General features: G+C 64.7%; 10 protein-coding genes. 4 read left to right on the top strand and 6 right to left on the bottom strand.

Annotated elements, in window-relative coordinates; translation table 11 throughout:
- The first annotated feature begins 135 nt into the window (after positions 1–135).
- Positions 136–834: a response regulator gene (locus tag A9404_RS12785; RefSeq protein WP_066102360.1), complete on the top strand. Its 699-nt coding sequence runs from the start codon at positions 136–138 to the stop codon at positions 832–834.
- Complete coding sequence (locus tag A9404_RS12780) at positions 831–2,339, top strand: ATP-binding protein (protein WP_082922978.1); 1,509 nt, start codon at positions 831–833, stop codon at positions 2,337–2,339. Before A9404_RS12785 ends, A9404_RS12780 begins: the two co-directional genes overlap by 4 nt.
- Positions 2,340–2,494: 155 nt before the next feature.
- Here the strand turns inward: A9404_RS12780 and rlmC are convergent, their stop codons facing one another.
- The gene (gene rlmC, locus A9404_RS12775) at positions 2,495–3,640 is read right to left on the bottom strand and encodes a 23S rRNA (uracil(747)-C(5))-methyltransferase RlmC (protein WP_231880919.1); all 1,146 of its coding nucleotides are present in this window, start codon (positions 3,638–3,640) and stop codon (positions 2,495–2,497) included.
- A gap of 196 nt (positions 3,641–3,836) precedes the next feature.
- Here rlmC and A9404_RS12770 point away from each other — a divergent pair, with 196 nt between their 5' ends.
- Together A9404_RS12770 and A9404_RS12765 are read left to right on the top strand one after the other, a co-directional pair.
- A complete protein-coding gene (locus A9404_RS12770) occupies positions 3,837–5,198 on the top strand; it encodes a leucine-rich repeat-containing protein kinase family protein (RefSeq protein WP_066102357.1) in 1,362 nt (453 codons plus the stop codon).
- Positions 5,199–5,338: 140 nt separating this feature from the next.
- Positions 5,339–6,667 (top strand): ion channel, encoded by a 1,329-nt coding sequence (locus A9404_RS12765; RefSeq protein ID WP_066102354.1) that lies wholly within the window; start codon positions 5,339–5,341, stop codon positions 6,665–6,667.
- A 33-nt stretch (positions 6,668–6,700) separates the two neighbouring features.
- On the opposite strand, the gene A9404_RS12760 is transcribed toward A9404_RS12765, so the two are convergent.
- From A9404_RS12760 to parE, 5 genes are all read right to left on the bottom strand, one after another.
- Positions 6,701–7,471, bottom strand: coding sequence for an inositol monophosphatase family protein (locus A9404_RS12760; RefSeq protein ID WP_066102352.1), 771 nt, complete (start codon positions 7,469–7,471; stop codon positions 6,701–6,703).
- A gap of 73 nt (positions 7,472–7,544) precedes the next feature.
- Positions 7,545–8,237 (bottom strand): zinc metallopeptidase, encoded by a 693-nt coding sequence (locus A9404_RS12755; RefSeq protein ID WP_156521336.1) that lies wholly within the window; start codon positions 8,235–8,237, stop codon positions 7,545–7,547.
- The gene (locus tag A9404_RS12750; protein WP_197490361.1) at positions 8,234–12,019 is read right to left on the bottom strand and encodes a translocation/assembly module TamB domain-containing protein; all 3,786 of its coding nucleotides are present in this window, start codon (positions 12,017–12,019) and stop codon (positions 8,234–8,236) included. Before A9404_RS12750 ends, A9404_RS12755 begins: the two co-directional genes overlap by 4 nt.
- A gap of 47 nt (positions 12,020–12,066) precedes the next feature.
- On the bottom strand, positions 12,067–13,839 hold the full coding sequence (locus A9404_RS12745; protein WP_231880918.1) for an autotransporter assembly complex protein TamA: 1,773 nt from the start codon (positions 13,837–13,839) through the stop codon (positions 12,067–12,069).
- Complete coding sequence (parE, locus tag A9404_RS12740) at positions 13,840–15,753, bottom strand: DNA topoisomerase IV subunit B (RefSeq protein WP_066102340.1); 1,914 nt, start codon at positions 15,751–15,753, stop codon at positions 13,840–13,842.
- Positions 15,754–15,961 lie beyond the last annotated feature (208 nt).

Below are 15,961 nucleotides of genomic sequence, written 5' to 3'. Positions count from 1 at the left end.
AACTCGCCACGACAGTACCGGAGAAGTTTGTAAACCGGCTGTGGCTGTTTTGCAGTCCGGGCGTTACAACGCGCCGGTCCTTTTTTCGCTGCGCTATCATGAGCCTCACACCACTGAACCAAACAGGATATCCCCATGCAAAAGACGCTGTTGGTCGTCGACGATGACCCGGATCTGCGCAGTCTGCTGCGCGACTATCTCACCGAACAGGGATATCGCGTGCTGGAGGCCGCCGATGGCGAGGGCCTGTGGGCGCACCTGGCGCAAACCCAGGTGGATCTGATCATTCTCGACCTGATGCTGCCGGGGGACGATGGCCTGACCCTGTGCCGCAACATTCGTGCCCGGCAACAGACGCCGATCCTGATGCTGACGGCACGGGGCGACGAGATGGATCGCATCATCGGCCTGGAAATGGGCGCCGACGACTACCTACCCAAGCCCTTTCACCCCCGGGAACTGCTGGCGCGCATCCGTAGCATCTTTCGTCGCGCCGAACAGAGCGGCAGTCAACCCGTCCGCCATCTGCGCTTCGGTAACTGGACGCTCGACCTTGGTGCCCATCACCTCATTGGCGCAGACGAAGTCGTGGTGCCGCTGTCGACGGGGGAATTCCGTCTGCTCAAGGCACTGGTGGAACATGCGAATACCGTCCTTTCCCGCGACCAGCTGATGGATGCCCTGGCAGGCCGCGAAGCAGACCCGCTCGACCGGACGATCGACGTGATGATCAGCCGGCTGCGGCGGCGCCTGGGTGACGATGCCCGCGAACCCACGCTCATCAAGACCATCCGCAACGAAGGCTACATCCTGACGGTGGGCCAGCCCCGGTGACGCAAACCCCGTTCGATTCGTCGTCCACCAAGGCTCGAATCCGATTTCCCTGGCCCCGCAGCCTGTTTGGCCAGATCCTGATCGCCCTGCTGCTCGGACTGATCGCGGCACTCGCCCTGAGTTTCGGGCTCCTGCTGCACGATCGTGCCCGCTTCGGCGACCGTCTGCTCGGCGACTACGCCGCCCAGCGCATCGCGGAAATCATCGAAGCCCTGGACGAGACACCGCCCATCGAACGCCGCCCCTTTGCACGACTGCTCAATGCCCCGCCGACCCGACTGCTGTTCCGCCAGCCCTGGCGCACGGCGGGATCCGGGCCGGACGCACCCTACGAAAATGCAGACAGCAAACAGTTTGCAGAACGACTTCAGCTGGCGCTCAATCGGCCGATTCCGATCCAGGTGCTTGCCGTCCGGCGCCCCGGCTTCTTCCGCCGAGCCGAACGTTCGGTGGTCCTCGACGCGCGTCCGTTCCAAATGACGCCTCCTCCTTGGGGACTGCGGCTCGGCGGTTCGCTGGGATATCTGCATCCGCACCGGAGCACCCATTACCTGCTGATCCAGGCGCAACTTTCGGATGGGTCCGTACTGACCCTGCGCCACGAGCTCCCCCCGCCCATGCGCTGGCCGCTGCAGACCATGGGCTGGCTGTTGCTGCTGGGCCTGATGATGATGGCCATCATCGGCTGGGCCGTCCGCCGACTCACCCGACCGCTGGCCGCACTATCCAAGGCAACGGCCAACCTCGCGCACAACCTCAATCAGCCGCCCCTGCCCGAGACCGGGCCGACCGAGGTCGCCCAGGCGGCACGCGCATTCAACCAGATGCAGGAGGAAATCCGGCGGATGCTCGAATCGCGCGCCCAGGCGCTGGCCGGCGTCTCCCACGACCTGCGCCTGCCGATCACGCGCCTGCGCTTGCGGGTGGCGGCTCTCCAGGACGAATCGCTCAAGCAGAAGATCGAAACCGATCTCACGGCCATGGACGAAATGATCGGCCACACCCTCGCCTTTCTGCGTGCCGGTACGGAAAGCGAACCGATGCAGCGGCTCGACCTCAATGCCCTGCTGGATGCCCTGTGCGACGACATGATCCTCCTCGGCGCCGTCATCCACCGCCATGGCATGGCAACCACCCCGATCCGGGTACGGCCCCAGGCCCTGCAGCGTGCCTTGCAGAACATCCTGGACAACGCCCGCCGCTACGGCGGCGGAGAGATGGACGTCGGCATCGAGGAAACCGACGACACCATACGCATCTGTGTCGACGATTATGGCAGCGGGATTCCAGACGCCGAGCGGGAGCGGGTATTCGAACCCTATGTCCGTCTCGAGTCGTCCCGCGCCCGTCACACGGGGGGAAGCGGCCTGGGTCTGGCCATCGCCCGGGCCATCATCCGAGCGCATGGCGGCGACATCCAGATCCGGTCGCGCCCAGACGCGGATCCCACGGCCACCGGCGCGCGACTTCAGATCGACCTGCCCCGCGAAACAAGCCGCACCTGAGGATGACGGCCTGAGGATGACGGCCTGAGGATGACGGCCTGAGGATGACGGCCTGAGGATGACGGCCTGAGGATGACGGCCTGAGGATGACGGCCTGAGGATGACGGCCTGAGGAGGACGGCCTGAGGAGGACAGTCTGAGGACAAAGGCCCGATTCAATCGGCCTGCCGGACGAGCAGCACCAGCACCTCGCAGTGGTCGGTGTGGGGAAAGATGTCGAACATCTGGGCACGTTCTGGCACAAAGCCGCTCAAGCGACGCAGATCCCGCGCCAGACTGTCCGGATTGCAACTGGAATAGATCAGGCCCTGCGCGGACGAATCCGCCAGGAAGTCGCACAGTTCCGGACCCAGACCGCGCCGGGGCGGATTGACCACGACGAGCGGCGGCACATCGGTCCGCCCCCGGACGAACTCATCGGCATCCAGGGCGCGAAAATCCACCTGAGCGTAGCCCAGCTGACGGGCGGAGGCCTCGGCACTGGCGATTGCCTCCGCACTCACTTCGATGCCGGCGACCGGCCCGTCGATCACCTCGGCCGCATGCAGCGCAAAGCCACCCACCCCACAGAACAGATCCCACAGACCCGACGGCGCCATCTCGGCGATCCAGTCCCGTGCCGTTGCATACAATCGGGCTGCCACCACCGAATTGGTCTGAAAGAAACTGCGCGGTCGCACCCGCAGGGGGATGTCGTTCAGGACCATCGTCAGGGTCTGTTCCTCGGTCAGCGGAATCTCCTCGGGGCCTTCGATGATGGCCTGATGGATCGGCTGGATATTCGCGGACACCACGGTCAGATTCGGCAATGCAGCCAGAAGACGGGGCAGTTCGGCGCGTATCGCCGGCAGACAGGCCGTCGACCGGAGCACGAAGCGCAACATCAGGTGCCCGTCCTGATCCGAGGCCGTCAGCAGGACGTGCTTCAGTTCGCCCCGCCGACGCCGGATGTCATAGGGCGACAGTCGGGCGGCCACGATGAAGTCCTTGATCGGCGCAAAGGCCTGTCCGATCGCGGGCGGATAAAGCGGGCAGCCGGTCAGATCGACGCCGCCTACCCCATCCGTGCCATCGAGGATGCCCAGTACGGGTGCGTGGGCACTGCCCGTCACCACCATCTTGGCCTTGTTGCGGAACGCGCGTTCGGCGCTGGCCACCGGCGGCCGCCACTCGATCCGGGAAAATTCGGCCAGGGCCGTTGCGCAGCGAGCCTGCTTGGCCGCGAGCTGGTCGGCATAAGGCTGCTCGATGCGCGTACAGGAACGGCAAACCCCGGCATTGAAATAAGCGCAAGAAATCACATGGACACCCAGAAAGCACGAGCGGCAGGGCGGCGGATTGCCGCCCTGCGATAAAAACGGGGCTAGTTTACAATGCCCCAAAGCCCCTGCAGCCGAAACTGGACTCAAGTTCTAGACCGTCTGCATCCGGGGATTGGCCGGATACGAGCGCGGCGAAAAGACCGACCGGCAGGATCGTCAGGAGAGAACATCAGGCATGCACACTCTGGAACAGCTGCGCAGCGGCGCGCTGAACGGCACCCAACGACTCAGGCTGGCCTGCGGTCTAACGGAATTTCCCCGGGAAATTTTCGAACTGGCCGACACCCTCGAAATCCTCGACCTCTCGGGCAACCGGTTGACGGATCTGCCGGACGATCTGCCCCGACTGCATCGGCTGCGCATCCTGTTCTGCTCCGACAACCGCTTCACCCAACTGCCGGCCGTGCTCGGCCGCTGCCCCCGGCTCGAAATGATCGGTTTCAAGGCCAACCAGATCCGGCACGTACCGGGCGACGCCCTGCCCGTCGATCTGCGCTGGCTGATTCTCACGGATAACCGGATCACATCGCTTCCCGCCGACATCGGGCAATGCCAACGCCTGCAGAAACTCATGCTGGCCGGAAACCGGCTCACCGAATTACCCCCCGAACTCGCCGACTGTCACCGCCTGGAACTGCTGCGGATTTCCGCCAATCGCCTCGAGGCATTTCCGGTCTGGTTGACCACGATGCCCCGCCTCGCCTGGCTGGCCTACGCCGGCAATCCGTTCTGTGCCGAACAGGAAACCGTGGCACGGAATGCCGCGCCTCACGACGCCATCGACTGGCAGACGCTCGAACTCGCTCAGGTCCTGGGGGAAGGCGCTTCGGGCATCATTCATCAGGCCGCTCAACACGACTCTTCAAGAACCCGCGCCGTCGCGGTCAAGCTGTTCAAGGGCGCCGTCACGAGCGACGGTCTGCCGCTCAGCGAAATGACCGCCTGCCTCGCCGCCGGCAGTCATCCCAACCTGATCCCCGTGCTGGGCAGAATCCAAGACCATCCGAACGGCACGCACGGCCTCGTGCTGTCCCTGATCGACCCTGCCTTCGGCAACTTGGCCGGACCACCCAGTCTGGCATCCTGCACCCGAGACTGCTACGCGCCTGAGTGCCGCTTCGATCTGGACACGACTCTGCAGATCGCCCACGGCGTCGCCTCGGCCGCACGACACCTCCATGCGGCGGGCATCCAGCACGGCGACCTGTATGCCCACAACATGCTTCATGACGGCCAGGGCAAAATTCTGCTGGGGGATTTCGGCGCCGCCTCGCCCCGACCCGATGATGACCCCGAGCTGGCCGAAGCGCTGCAGCGCATCGAGGTCCGCGCCTTTGCCTGCCTGCTGGAGGAACTGCTGGAACGGACTATCGATGAGTCGCAGGAGGACTCGGATCTGTATGCGGTACTGGATCGACTCAAGACATCAGGCCTGCAGGAAAATCCGGCGGCACGACCGACCCTACGCGAAATCACCCAACAGATCGAAGCCTTGTGCCTGATCCGGCATGACGCGTCGACCGCGCAAACCCCGTAGCACCGGTCGATGGGACACCAACACCAATTGCCGATTTCCATGGCGTGGGTTAAGGTCATCGCCACCATGGTTCTGCCCGTCGATCAACCAGACACATACCACCCGAAGCCACACGGCGACTGCCCGAGGAGTCGTTCAGGATGAACGCCAGCCCCGACCAAACTCCGGACAAGCATCTTGCCCCAGGCCCGTGGGTGCGCGTGAACATGCTCGCCAGCCGCTGGTACCGGTTCACGCGGATGGCCCTGTGGTTTCCGCATGTCCCCCTGACGCTGGCCGTCGGGCTGGTCGGCCTTTCCCAGCTGCTGCCCTCCCTCGGCGGCATCGAGCAGTTCGCCACGCTGCCCAAGGATTACCTGAGCAATTTCCAGACCCTGGGGGCCAGCTACGACAGCCTCGCGATCCGGGGCGTACCGACCGGCCTGATCGGCGGGCTGCTGATCGTGATGTCCGTCGGACTCCTGTTCCGTTCGCGGCTCGCCTGGACCCTGGTCCTGCTCATGACCATCGCCGTCGTCGTCCTGCAGATCCTGCCCGGGGCCGTTTTCCACCCGCTGCTCTTCGGGTTCGACAGCGCCCTGCTGATCGCCCTGATCCTTTCCCGAAGCGCCTTTCAGCGATCGAGCCTGGCCACCGCCACCCTCTATGCCCTGGTCGGGATGCTGGTTGCCCTCGGCTACGGCGTGATCGGCGCCTACGTGTTCGGGGCGCAATTCAATCCCCCCATCAAGGACTTCAACACGGCGTTCTATTACACCGTGGTCACCATGTCGACCGTGGGCTATGGCGATATCATTCCCCATACGCCGGAGGCCCGCTGGTTCACGGTGTCGCTGATCATCTTCGGCCTTGTGGTCTTCGCCACCTCGCTGACGGCGCTGGTCGGCCCATTGATGAACCAGCACCTTCTCACCCTGCTGCAACCGGGAAAGAAACAGATGAACCGCAAGGAACATATCATCGTGATCGGCGATACGCCGCTGGCACGCAATACCATCAAGGCCATGACCGAACGCGGGCTGCACGTCACGGCGATCTGGATGGAGCGCCCTTCGGAAGGCAGCGAATCCCCGGTGGATCTGATCATCGGCGACGGCGCGGATGCCGACACGCTGCGCAGTGCCGACGTCGGTACGGCCCGGGCGGTACTGGCCCTGAGCGAAGACGACTCCGACAATGCCTTCGTGGTTCTGGCCGCCAAGGAGGTCAATGAAAAGGTTCAGACCGTGGTATCGGTCAGCGATGCGCACAACCTGAGCCGGGTACGGCGGGTCAATCCCGACGTGGTTCTCGCCCTCCCCCTGCTGGGCAGCGAGTTGCTAGCCATGGCGCTCAGCGGCGAAAAGATCAACGCCGATGCACTGGTGGCTCAGATTTTCAATGCCATGGACTTTGGCGGGGGTCAACCAGAGGCGAAGGCCGCATCGACATCACGGGTAGACGCGGCGCCCACCGGACCGACCGCCTGAGGATCCGGCCAAGCTGGCCTGGTCGATACGATCTCAGCGCGCCAGACGACGACGCGCCTCGTCATGCAGTGCCTGGGTGGCGCTGGCACAGACGGTGGTCGTGTCCAACCCGACCGGTCGGCCGTCCAGATCGGTGAACACGCCTCCGGCTTCCTGCACGATCACCGACAGGGCGGCGATGTCCAAGACGTTGACGTCGGACTCGATGACGAGATCGATCGCCCCACGCGCCAGCAAATGATAGTGGTAGAAATCGCCGTAACCGCGCGTCCGGTTCACTTCGCGCACCATGCCGGCCAGCCCCGCCCAGCCCTCGGCATCTGCCGCCAGCGTCTTGAGATTGCCCACGGAAAGCGTGGCCGCCGGGATCGTGTCGATCCGGCTGACCCGCGCCGCCTTATCCATCCAGAAGGCCCCACCGCCCCGCTCGGCATAGGCATACTCGCCGAACACCGGCGCGCTGGACACGCCCAGGATCAGCTCATCGCCCTTCATCAACGCGATCTGCGTGGAGAAGAACGGGTATTCGCGCACGAAACTCTTGGTGCCGTCGATCGGATCCACGAGCCAGGTGTACTCGGCCTCGGGGCGGGTCTTGCCCGTTTCCTCGCCGTAAAACCCGTGATCGGGGAACGCAGCAAGGATCACGGCCTTGATCGCCTCCTCGGTCTCGACATCGGCGATCGTCACCGGCGAGGCGTCCGCCTTGATGGTGATGTCGATGTTCTGCTGCCAGTATTTGCGCACCACGGTTTCGGCGGCGCGGGCAGCGGCAAGGGCGGTCTCGAGAAAGGGGCTGTGCATGGAAAATCCTTGAAAATCATGAATGAATCGGCTGATTGGCCGGGCGGGCATCGCAAACCCGGCGGCAAATGGGTCACATTCTAAGCCCGCGCAGCCATTTGAGCACGTTGAGCAGCGAGCCGATCGCCTGGGCCACGTAGGTCAGGGCGGCGGCACGCAGAATCTGACGGGCCGGCTTGCGTTCCGTCTTCGTCAGCCAGCCGCCCTGTTCCAGCATGGGCAGGGCGCGATTGAAACTGGCATCCATCTCGATCGGCAGGTTGGACAGCTGCGCCAGCAGGGGGACGGCCATGGTGAGCACCCCCACCACCAGCATGACCAGCGCCGGCATCGGCTGCTTTTCCAGCACCGTCACCACCGGAATCGCCACCAGCAGCCAGCCGGCCACCCGCTGCGCCCAGGCGCTGCGCTCGACCATCTCCTGGCGCCGCTCGAACGCGGGATCGCCCTCGGCATGCTGCAGGGCATGGCCCACCTCGTGGGCGGCCACGGTAATGGCCGTCAACGAACGCCCACTGAAGTTCTCGGGCGACAGGCGCACGCTACGGCTATGCGGATCGTAATGATCGCCGTCCTTGGTCATCTCGACGGTCACGTCGGCAAGGCCCCGCCGATCGAGCAGATACCGCGCGAGATCGCCGCCCGAGAACGGATAGCGATCGACCGGCGCCCGATGGCGCGCCATCACCTGCCGAACCCACCAGCCCGGCCACCACGACAGCAGCGCAAACAACCCCAAACCCGCCAACAAAAGTATCGCCATCAATGAATCCGATAGATCAAATCGCCGCCCGTCGCTGTCGGGCTGGCCGTCACTTCAATGGCGAACAGTCTATTGAGTTTGTATTCCGTAATCACTTCCCCAACCCCGGTGGTCACGCCGATGGCATAACGGACCAGCAGATTGTCGCCGATGCGCTTGCCCAGCGTCAGCCGGGTGCCCGTCAGGCCGCCGGTCGTATCCAGACCGATGGAGTCCAGCCCGAAACGCTGGCCGATATCGCGGGCGATATCGTCTCCCTGCGCGATGCCCAGGCCGGTGATCGCATTGATGAGCATGGACGCATCCGTCGAACTGCTGCCGTTCAATTTTCGCCCGGTCAGCAACAATGACAGGGCATCGGACTCCGGCATGCTGGGCTGGGAATAAACCGTGGTCTTCGGATCATGCAGGGTTCCGCCGATCTTCAGGCCCACCACGTCACTGTCCACGGTCCGCGATGCGGTAACCGACAACCCGGGATCGGTCAGGGGCCCGACAAAGATCAACTGACCGCTCTGGATCGCCAGATTCTGCCCGTAAGCCTTGTACACGCCGTTCTTCAGGTCGATTTCCCCAAAGGCCGCCAGGGGTTTTTCCGGGCGCAGGCGCAGGTTGAGCTGACCGGTGATCCCCGTGGAGAACCCCATGCCCGCGAGGCTCACCGCATCGCCCAGCTTGAGCGCGACATCCCCCTGCACCGGATAACCGGTCGTCTTCGGCGTCGCCTTGGCGCCCACGATCACCAGATCCGGCGAGGAACGCACCGCGGATTCGGGCAACTTCTCGATGCGTGCCGTCACGCGGGGCAGCAGCACCGAACCACCGATCGTCGCCCCGTCCTGATTCGCCTGAACGGTCAATGAGGGGCTGGCATCCGCAAGCAGCGACGGCAGGCGCAGGACCGGCACGGCATTGCCGTCGATCCGGGCGTCGAGATGCCAATCCGGCAATTGCGCCAGATTGCCAGTGCCCTGAATGCGCAATGCCCCCGACGCCATGGCACGGCTGGCCGCATCAGCCTGCCCGTCGGTTTTCCGATCCTGGATCTGCCCCACCAATTGTCCCGTAAACCGCAGTTGGCCCTGGGCATCGATGGACCCATCGACCGTTCCCTGGTCATACCCCACACCGGTATCCGGCAGGACAAACCCCAGACCACGCACCTGAAAACGACCGCTGGGTCGCGGATGCGCCACAGGTCCGACGACGGAAATATCCGCCTCGGCCTGCCCGGCGATCCGGGTTGCCTGCGGTACGGCAAAGGCCAGGACGCCCAGATCCGCCATCTGGATCCGCGTGGCGAGATTCATATTTTGCGAACCGGTCAGTTGCACCGATCCGTCGCCGTTCAGCGTCAGCAACTGGGGCACCCGCGCCTGGTAGTGCATTGCCAGCTGATCCCCGGACAGCCGGGCATCCAGACGAACCTGACGGTACGCAAAAGGTCTCCCCGCATCCAGATCGGGCAGGCTCGCCACATTATCCGGCAGGGTCAGCTGCGCATGGCCACTCATCGCCCCGTCCTGACCCTGGCCGCCCTGCGCATCCAGAACGAGTCGGCCGGGCAGATGCATGCCCTCCGGCAACCAGGGTGCGAGGAGCGACAATGACAGATTCCCCGTCAACGCGGCGGTACTGGCCCCGGCCTGATGGCTACCGGAAAGGCACAGTCGGGAATCCGCCTGCGTCAGGCAGGTCGTGCCCAGCTTCTGCACCCGCGTCGAGACGGTGAGCGGCGCCGGCGACGCCAGACGCCACTGGCCCCAATCGATCGTACGTGCATGCCTTGCGCGGGATTTCGGCGCGGAAATATCCAGGCGCTCCAGACGACCTTGCCAGACGCTCTGCGCCCCCGCCCCAGACATGCCGCCCGTTGCGGACAGCGCCAGCGTGCCCTCGGGTGACTGGGCCGCCATCACGATGGCCTGTTTCGCCCAACGCCCCTTGATGGACAGACTGAGCCGATCCAGCCAGGTCTCGGCCGGCGACGTGGTCATCGATGCGTCGCCTGGCGCAGCGGTCTGTCGACCCACGCCCGTGGCCGTCAGGCTTACATCGACCGGCGATTCGGCCAGTGTATGCCCGCCCCGGGCAACCCGTGCCTGGACATCGAGCTGCCCCATACGCCAGTCCAACGCACCGAGATGACGGGCATGAAGTGCAACGAGGCCCGTCGGATGCCCCAGTGTCCCATGCAGGTCCGTCTCCAGCTGCACACTGCCCGTGGCCGCCGGCAAGCCGAATGCCGTCAGCGGTATCCGTCCTAGATCCGGGACAGACAGCGCCGCCTTCAGCGACATGGGCCCATCCGGCCGCACCCAGTCCAGATCGCCGCGCGCCGTGAGACGCGCATTGCCCCAATGCCATTTGCTCTTCGTGATCTGTGCCCGCCCACCCTGAACCGAACCCTGCACATCGCCGGTGAGCAGAACCGAATGCGCCGGGGCGTTCGACGTCTCAGGCAGAACCAGATCCAGGCGCAGGGGGGCCAGGTGTCCATCCAGCCGGGCATCGTGTACCGGATCGCGACCCAGTTCGCCCTGGAGCGAGAGGTCCACATCCGTGCGCGCGTGGGCGCCGATCGGCAGAGAAGCCAGCAGCGGCGCCACATCCATCTGTCGGGTAGTCACGTTCAGCGTCATCGAATGCGTATCCGCCAGCCCCAGACGCCCCGTGAGCCTCAGGGTACCCCCGGACACCTGATCGCCCGAAAGCGCCAGGTTCAACTGCTGATCTGCCAACCCGAGATGCGCCGTCAGCGATTGAATGGGCAAGTGCGCCAGAACCCCACGAATCCGGGTGAGATCGATCTGCCCCTTAACGGGGATCGCACCGATACCGGCGGTCAACTGCGTCTGGAAATCGAATGCCAACCGGCCGGGCACCGATGGGGCAAGCAGGCCGGGATCCAGCGCCTCGGCCCTGCCGGACAGGGCTAACCGCCAGCCATCGGCGTAATCGAGATCGCCCTGCGCGCAGACCGTTCCCCCGAGGGTATCCAGAGCAACCCGCGCCAAGGTCAACCGGGTGGGCGTGATCCGGGTCCGGGCCTGGAAGCGCGCACCCGGCAGGTCGAAACCGGTCCACACGCCGGACCATTCCGCCTCGACATCCGACAACTTCCCGCTTAATCGACCCGAGACTGCCAACCAGCCCTGGGGCAGATCGATGCCGCCCTGCAATCGGCCCGTCACTCGATGAGGACGCGCGGTCGCGACCGTCAGATCGCCCTGCAATCCCACCCGGATCTCGCCCGGCACGACGCCCGTCAACCGACTCACCTGCAGCGACAACACCTCGTGCCCCGCATGAGCCCGGGCGACCAGATCGTCCAGCCGATAGGCGTTGCCGTCTGGCAGGTAGACCGCCAGCCGCTGCAGGGCGAGTTGCGTAACGTCCACCCCGACGGGCAGCTTCAGTGGCAGATCGTTCAGATCCAGCGGTTTCGCGACCGTTGGGGACTGACCCGAAGGGGACGGCAAATGAATCTGCACATCCGCAGCGGTCAATCGGTGCATCTGCAGATTCAAATGCCAGAATTGCCGCCAGTCCAACTGAACTTCGACCTGTCCGGCGTCCACCGTGAGGCCGTCCGCCTGATGAAGCCGAAGGCCCGACAGGGTCAGTCCACGCCAAAGAGTGCCGTGACTGGCATCGATGTGCAGTCCCGCGATGCGCTGGCCTGCCTGGGCAATCAGCCAGTGCGTACCCGACTCCGTAGCCGTGAGCCAGACGAATCCGGTGAACAGCGTCGCAAAGAGGATACCGACCGCCCAAGTCAACACGGCCGTGCTCCAAACGAAGACCGATCCCAGAACCCGCCACCCCCGCATCAGAATGCCGCTCCGATGCCCAGACTCAATCGGGGCACCCGCCGTGTGCCGTCGAAGGGATACGCCACATCCACCCGGACCATGCCTACCGGCGAGCGCCAACGCACACCGACACCCGCCCCCGTGAAGAGATGAATACGCTGCAACGTATCGAAGGCATTGCCGGTATCCACAAACGCGGCGCCGTACCAGTTCTGTCCATGAACCGGATGCATGACCTCCACGCTGCCGGTAAACAGGTACTGCCCCCCGATCGCCTGCCCCGTGCTATCCGTCGGCCCCAGCGACTGGTAAGCGTAACCCCGCACGGATTGATCACCGCCGGCGAAAAACCGCAGGGTCTTCGGCAACTGGGTAAAGTTGCTGGTATTGAGTCCCCCCAGCTCGACCCGCCCCTTGAGGATCCACTTGCCGAGCGGATAAAGGCCCCCGAGCATCATCTGCCCACGCAGCAGCGAGGCACTGGACAGCAACGGTCGAGCAGCAGTGCTGAGCGAACTGCTGAATACCAGCCCCCGGGTCGGAAACAGCGGGTCATTGAGGTTCTGCCAGCCGAGGCGCGCGCCCATCAGCCAGTAATGGCTGGTGATGGCGGGATTGCTGCCGAACTGGCTGCGCTCGACCAGATACTCGGTGAACAGTGCGCTGGTCCAACGATTGAAATCGCGAACCCACTGAAGGCCCGTCGTCGACGAAAGCGTCGTGATACCGAGGTTTTTTTCCCGATCGACCGTAGCATAGAGGTCGTAATGCTGATTCAGCGGATCGGAAAGCCGCGGAATCGTGTAGGTTGCGTTCAGCGTCTGCTGCCGCTGGGCCAACGAAAAATCCGCTTTCCAGTGATGGCCCGCGGCATTGATGTAGCGACGGGCCATTTTCGCACCGATCCGCGCCCCGGTATCCGTACCATAGCCGACGCGTGCTTCGTAGGACGAACGCGGGGCTGCCGTCGTCTTGATCGTGATGGGGACCGTGTCGCTCTGTCGATTGTCTACCTCGGGACGGACACGCACGTCACTGAAATAGCCGCTGGCGATAAGGTTCTGGTTCATGGCGACCAGGGTGCGGGTACTGTAGGGATCGCCGGGACGACTGCCCGTCAGGCGTTCGGCCAGCGCCGGTTCCAGTATCGACTGGTCGACGCTGATCTTCCCAATCCGGTAGGGGCGGCCGGCTTCCAGCGTGAGCACGAAACGCGCGGTGTTATGCACAGGGTCGACGATCAGTTCATGGGTCGTCCATCGCGCATCGAGATACCCCTGCCCCCGCACCCGGGACCAGATGCCCTCCCGAAGATCCGTGTAGGCGGCCTGATTGAGCGGCGAACCGGTTTCGGGCACTGCGGAATGGAGGAAGCGCTGGAGGAAGGGCGCTTGGGTCAGATCGTCCCCTGCCGCATTGCGCAGGTCCAGGGCGACATCGGTCACATGAACGACCGGCCCGGCCACGATGTCGAGCTGGGGCTCCCGACAGTCATTCTGATCGATCGCCCGAGACTGTATCGTCGCATTGAAGTGGCCCAGCGCCTGCAACGCCTGCTCTGCGGCCGTGCTGGCGCTCGCCAGATAACGCCGCACCATGACTTCGGGTGCCGAGCAGTCGAAACGGATCGGCGGTACGCTCAGACCAACATTACGGACAAGGGCGGGATCCGTAAGCCCGATCAGCTGAAGGTGCGGCCCGGAACCGGCCCAACCCGAACCGGCCACCCCGAAGACGCACGCCGTCCCAACGCCAATCCGCACCATCCATGGGATCAGCCGCCCAAGCAATCAGACCACCTCGGCCAGATCACCCTTGGTTTCCAGCCAGGCCCGACGATCGGCGGCCCGTTTCTTGGCGAGCAGCATGTCGAGCAGGGCATAGGGCTGATCCTCCTCGATGACCAGTTGCACCAGCCGGCGCGTCTGCGGCGCCAGCGTGGATTCGCGCAACTGGCCGGGGTTCATCTCGCCCAGGCCCTTGAACCGGGTGACCTGGGGCTTGCCGCGACGATGCTCGGCGTCGAGCCGGGCCAGAATGCCATCGCGCTCGGCCTCGTCCAGGGCGTAGAAGGTTTCCTTGTTCAGGTCGATCCGGTACAGGGGCGGCATGGCGACAAACACATGCCCCGCCCGGACCAGTGCCGGGAAATGACGCAGGAAGAGCGCCGACAGCAGGGTCGCGATATGCAGGCCGTCCGAATCCGCATCGGCCAGGATACAGACCTTGCCGTAGCGCAGTTTCGAGAGGTCGTCGCTGCCCGGCTCCAGGCCCAGCGCCACGGCGATGTCGTGCACTTCCTGACTCGCGAGCACCTGGTCGGCACCCGTCTCCCAGGTATTCAGGATCTTGCCGCGCAAGGGCATGATCGCCTGGAACTCCCGATCGCGCGCCTGCTTGGCCGACCCGCCCGCCGAATCGCCCTCCACCAGGAAGAGCTCCGTGCGCGAGAGATCCGTCGCGGTGCAGTCCGCCAGCTTGCCCGGCAGCGCGGGGCCGGCCGTCAGGCGTTTACGCACGACTTTCTTGTCGTTCTTCAGACGCGCCTGGGCGGCATCGATGGCCATGCGGGCGATCGCCTCGCCCAGATCGGGATGCTGGTTCAGCCAGAGCGACAGGGCATCCTTGACCACGCCCCCGATGAAACTGGCCGATTCGCGCGAGGATAGTCGCTCCTTGGTCTGCCCGGCGAATTGCGGCTCGGACAACTTGGCCGACAGCACGAATGCGACCCGGTCGAACACGTCCTCCGGCGACAGCTTGACCCCGCGAGGCACCAGGTTGCGGAAATCGCAGAACTCCCGCACGGCATCGGTCAGCCCCTGACGCAGACCGTTCACATGGGTCCCGCCCTGGGGCGTGGGGATGAGATTCACGTAACTCTCGGTCACCGGCTCGCCGCCCGGCTCGGCGAGCCAGACCAGCGCCCAGTCGACCGCCTGGGGTCGCTCCGCCGTCTCGGCGCTCATGTGCCCAACGAACCCCTGCGGCGGCAGGATGGCCCGGTCGGCCAGCGCACCCAGCAAGTAGTCGCAGAGCCCGTTCTCGTAATGCCAGGTCTGCGCCTCGCCAGCCGCCTCGTCGAGGAACGTGACCGTCAGCCCCGGACACAACACGGCCTTCGCGCGCAGCACGTGCAGCAGACGGCTGACCTGGAACTTGGGGAAATCGAAATAGCTGGCCCGCGGCCAGAAGCGCAATAACGTGCCGGTCTGCTTCTTGGGGACGGTACCGACGGCGGTCAAGGGACCGAGCGGCGCCCCATCGGCAAATGCCATCTGCCAGCGCTGGCCTTCCCGCGTGACTTCCACGGTCAGCCGTTCCGACAGCGCGTTCACCACCGAGACCCCGACCCCGTGCAGACCGCCGGAAAACCGGTAGGCCTTGTCGGAGAACTTTCCACCCGCATGCAGACGCGTCAGGATCAGTTCGACCCCGGAAACCTGATGCTCCGGATGGATGTCGACGGGCATCCCGCGCCCGTTGTCCTGAACGGACAGCGAACCGTCCGCATGCAGGATCACGTCGATGCGCGAAGCGAAACCGCTGACCGCCTCGTCCACGCTGTTGTCGATCACTTCCTGGGCCAGATGATTCGGCCGGGTGGTGTCCGTATACATGCCCGGCCGCTTGCGGACCGGCTCCAGGCCCGTCAGAACCTCGATGGCACGGGCATCATATTGATTCGAAATCGATTCAGCCATAATGACAACTACAGACTCGGTGAATAAGGATGGCTCGGGGCACCGGGCAGGCCGACTTCCCTCTGGGGCGGCGGGGCAACGGCAGGACCGGCGATTCGGTACCGAGTGTACACGCAAGACCACCTGTCCCGCTTGAAAATGCCGGGCGGCGTCACCATGTTGTCCGGCAAGCTGGGCACCGCCCCATCGTCGTTTTCATTCAAGAGGA

Source organism: Halothiobacillus diazotrophicus, assembly GCF_001663815.1.
Taxonomy (GTDB): domain Bacteria; phylum Pseudomonadota; class Gammaproteobacteria; order Halothiobacillales; family Halothiobacillaceae; genus Halothiobacillus; species Halothiobacillus diazotrophicus.
The sequence above is the reverse complement of the archived record's forward strand: the minus strand, read 5'-3'. Positions and strand labels throughout refer to the sequence as shown.

Coding starts and splice junctions, on each gene's coding strand:
- A9404_RS12785 (WP_066102360.1), top strand. CDS start 136: ATGCAAAAGACGCTGTTGGTCGTCGACGATGACCCGGATCTGCGCAGT.
- A9404_RS12770 (WP_066102357.1), top strand. CDS start 3,837: ATGCACACTCTGGAACAGCTGCGCAGCGGCGCGCTGAACGGCACCCAA.
- A9404_RS12765 (WP_066102354.1), top strand. CDS start 5,339: ATGAACGCCAGCCCCGACCAAACTCCGGACAAGCATCTTGCCCCAGGC.
- A9404_RS12760 (WP_066102352.1), bottom strand. CDS start 7,471: ATGCACAGCCCCTTTCTCGAGACCGCCCTTGCCGCTGCCCGCGCCGCC.
- parE (WP_066102340.1), bottom strand. CDS start 15,753: ATGGCTGAATCGATTTCGAATCAATATGATGCCCGTGCCATCGAGGTT.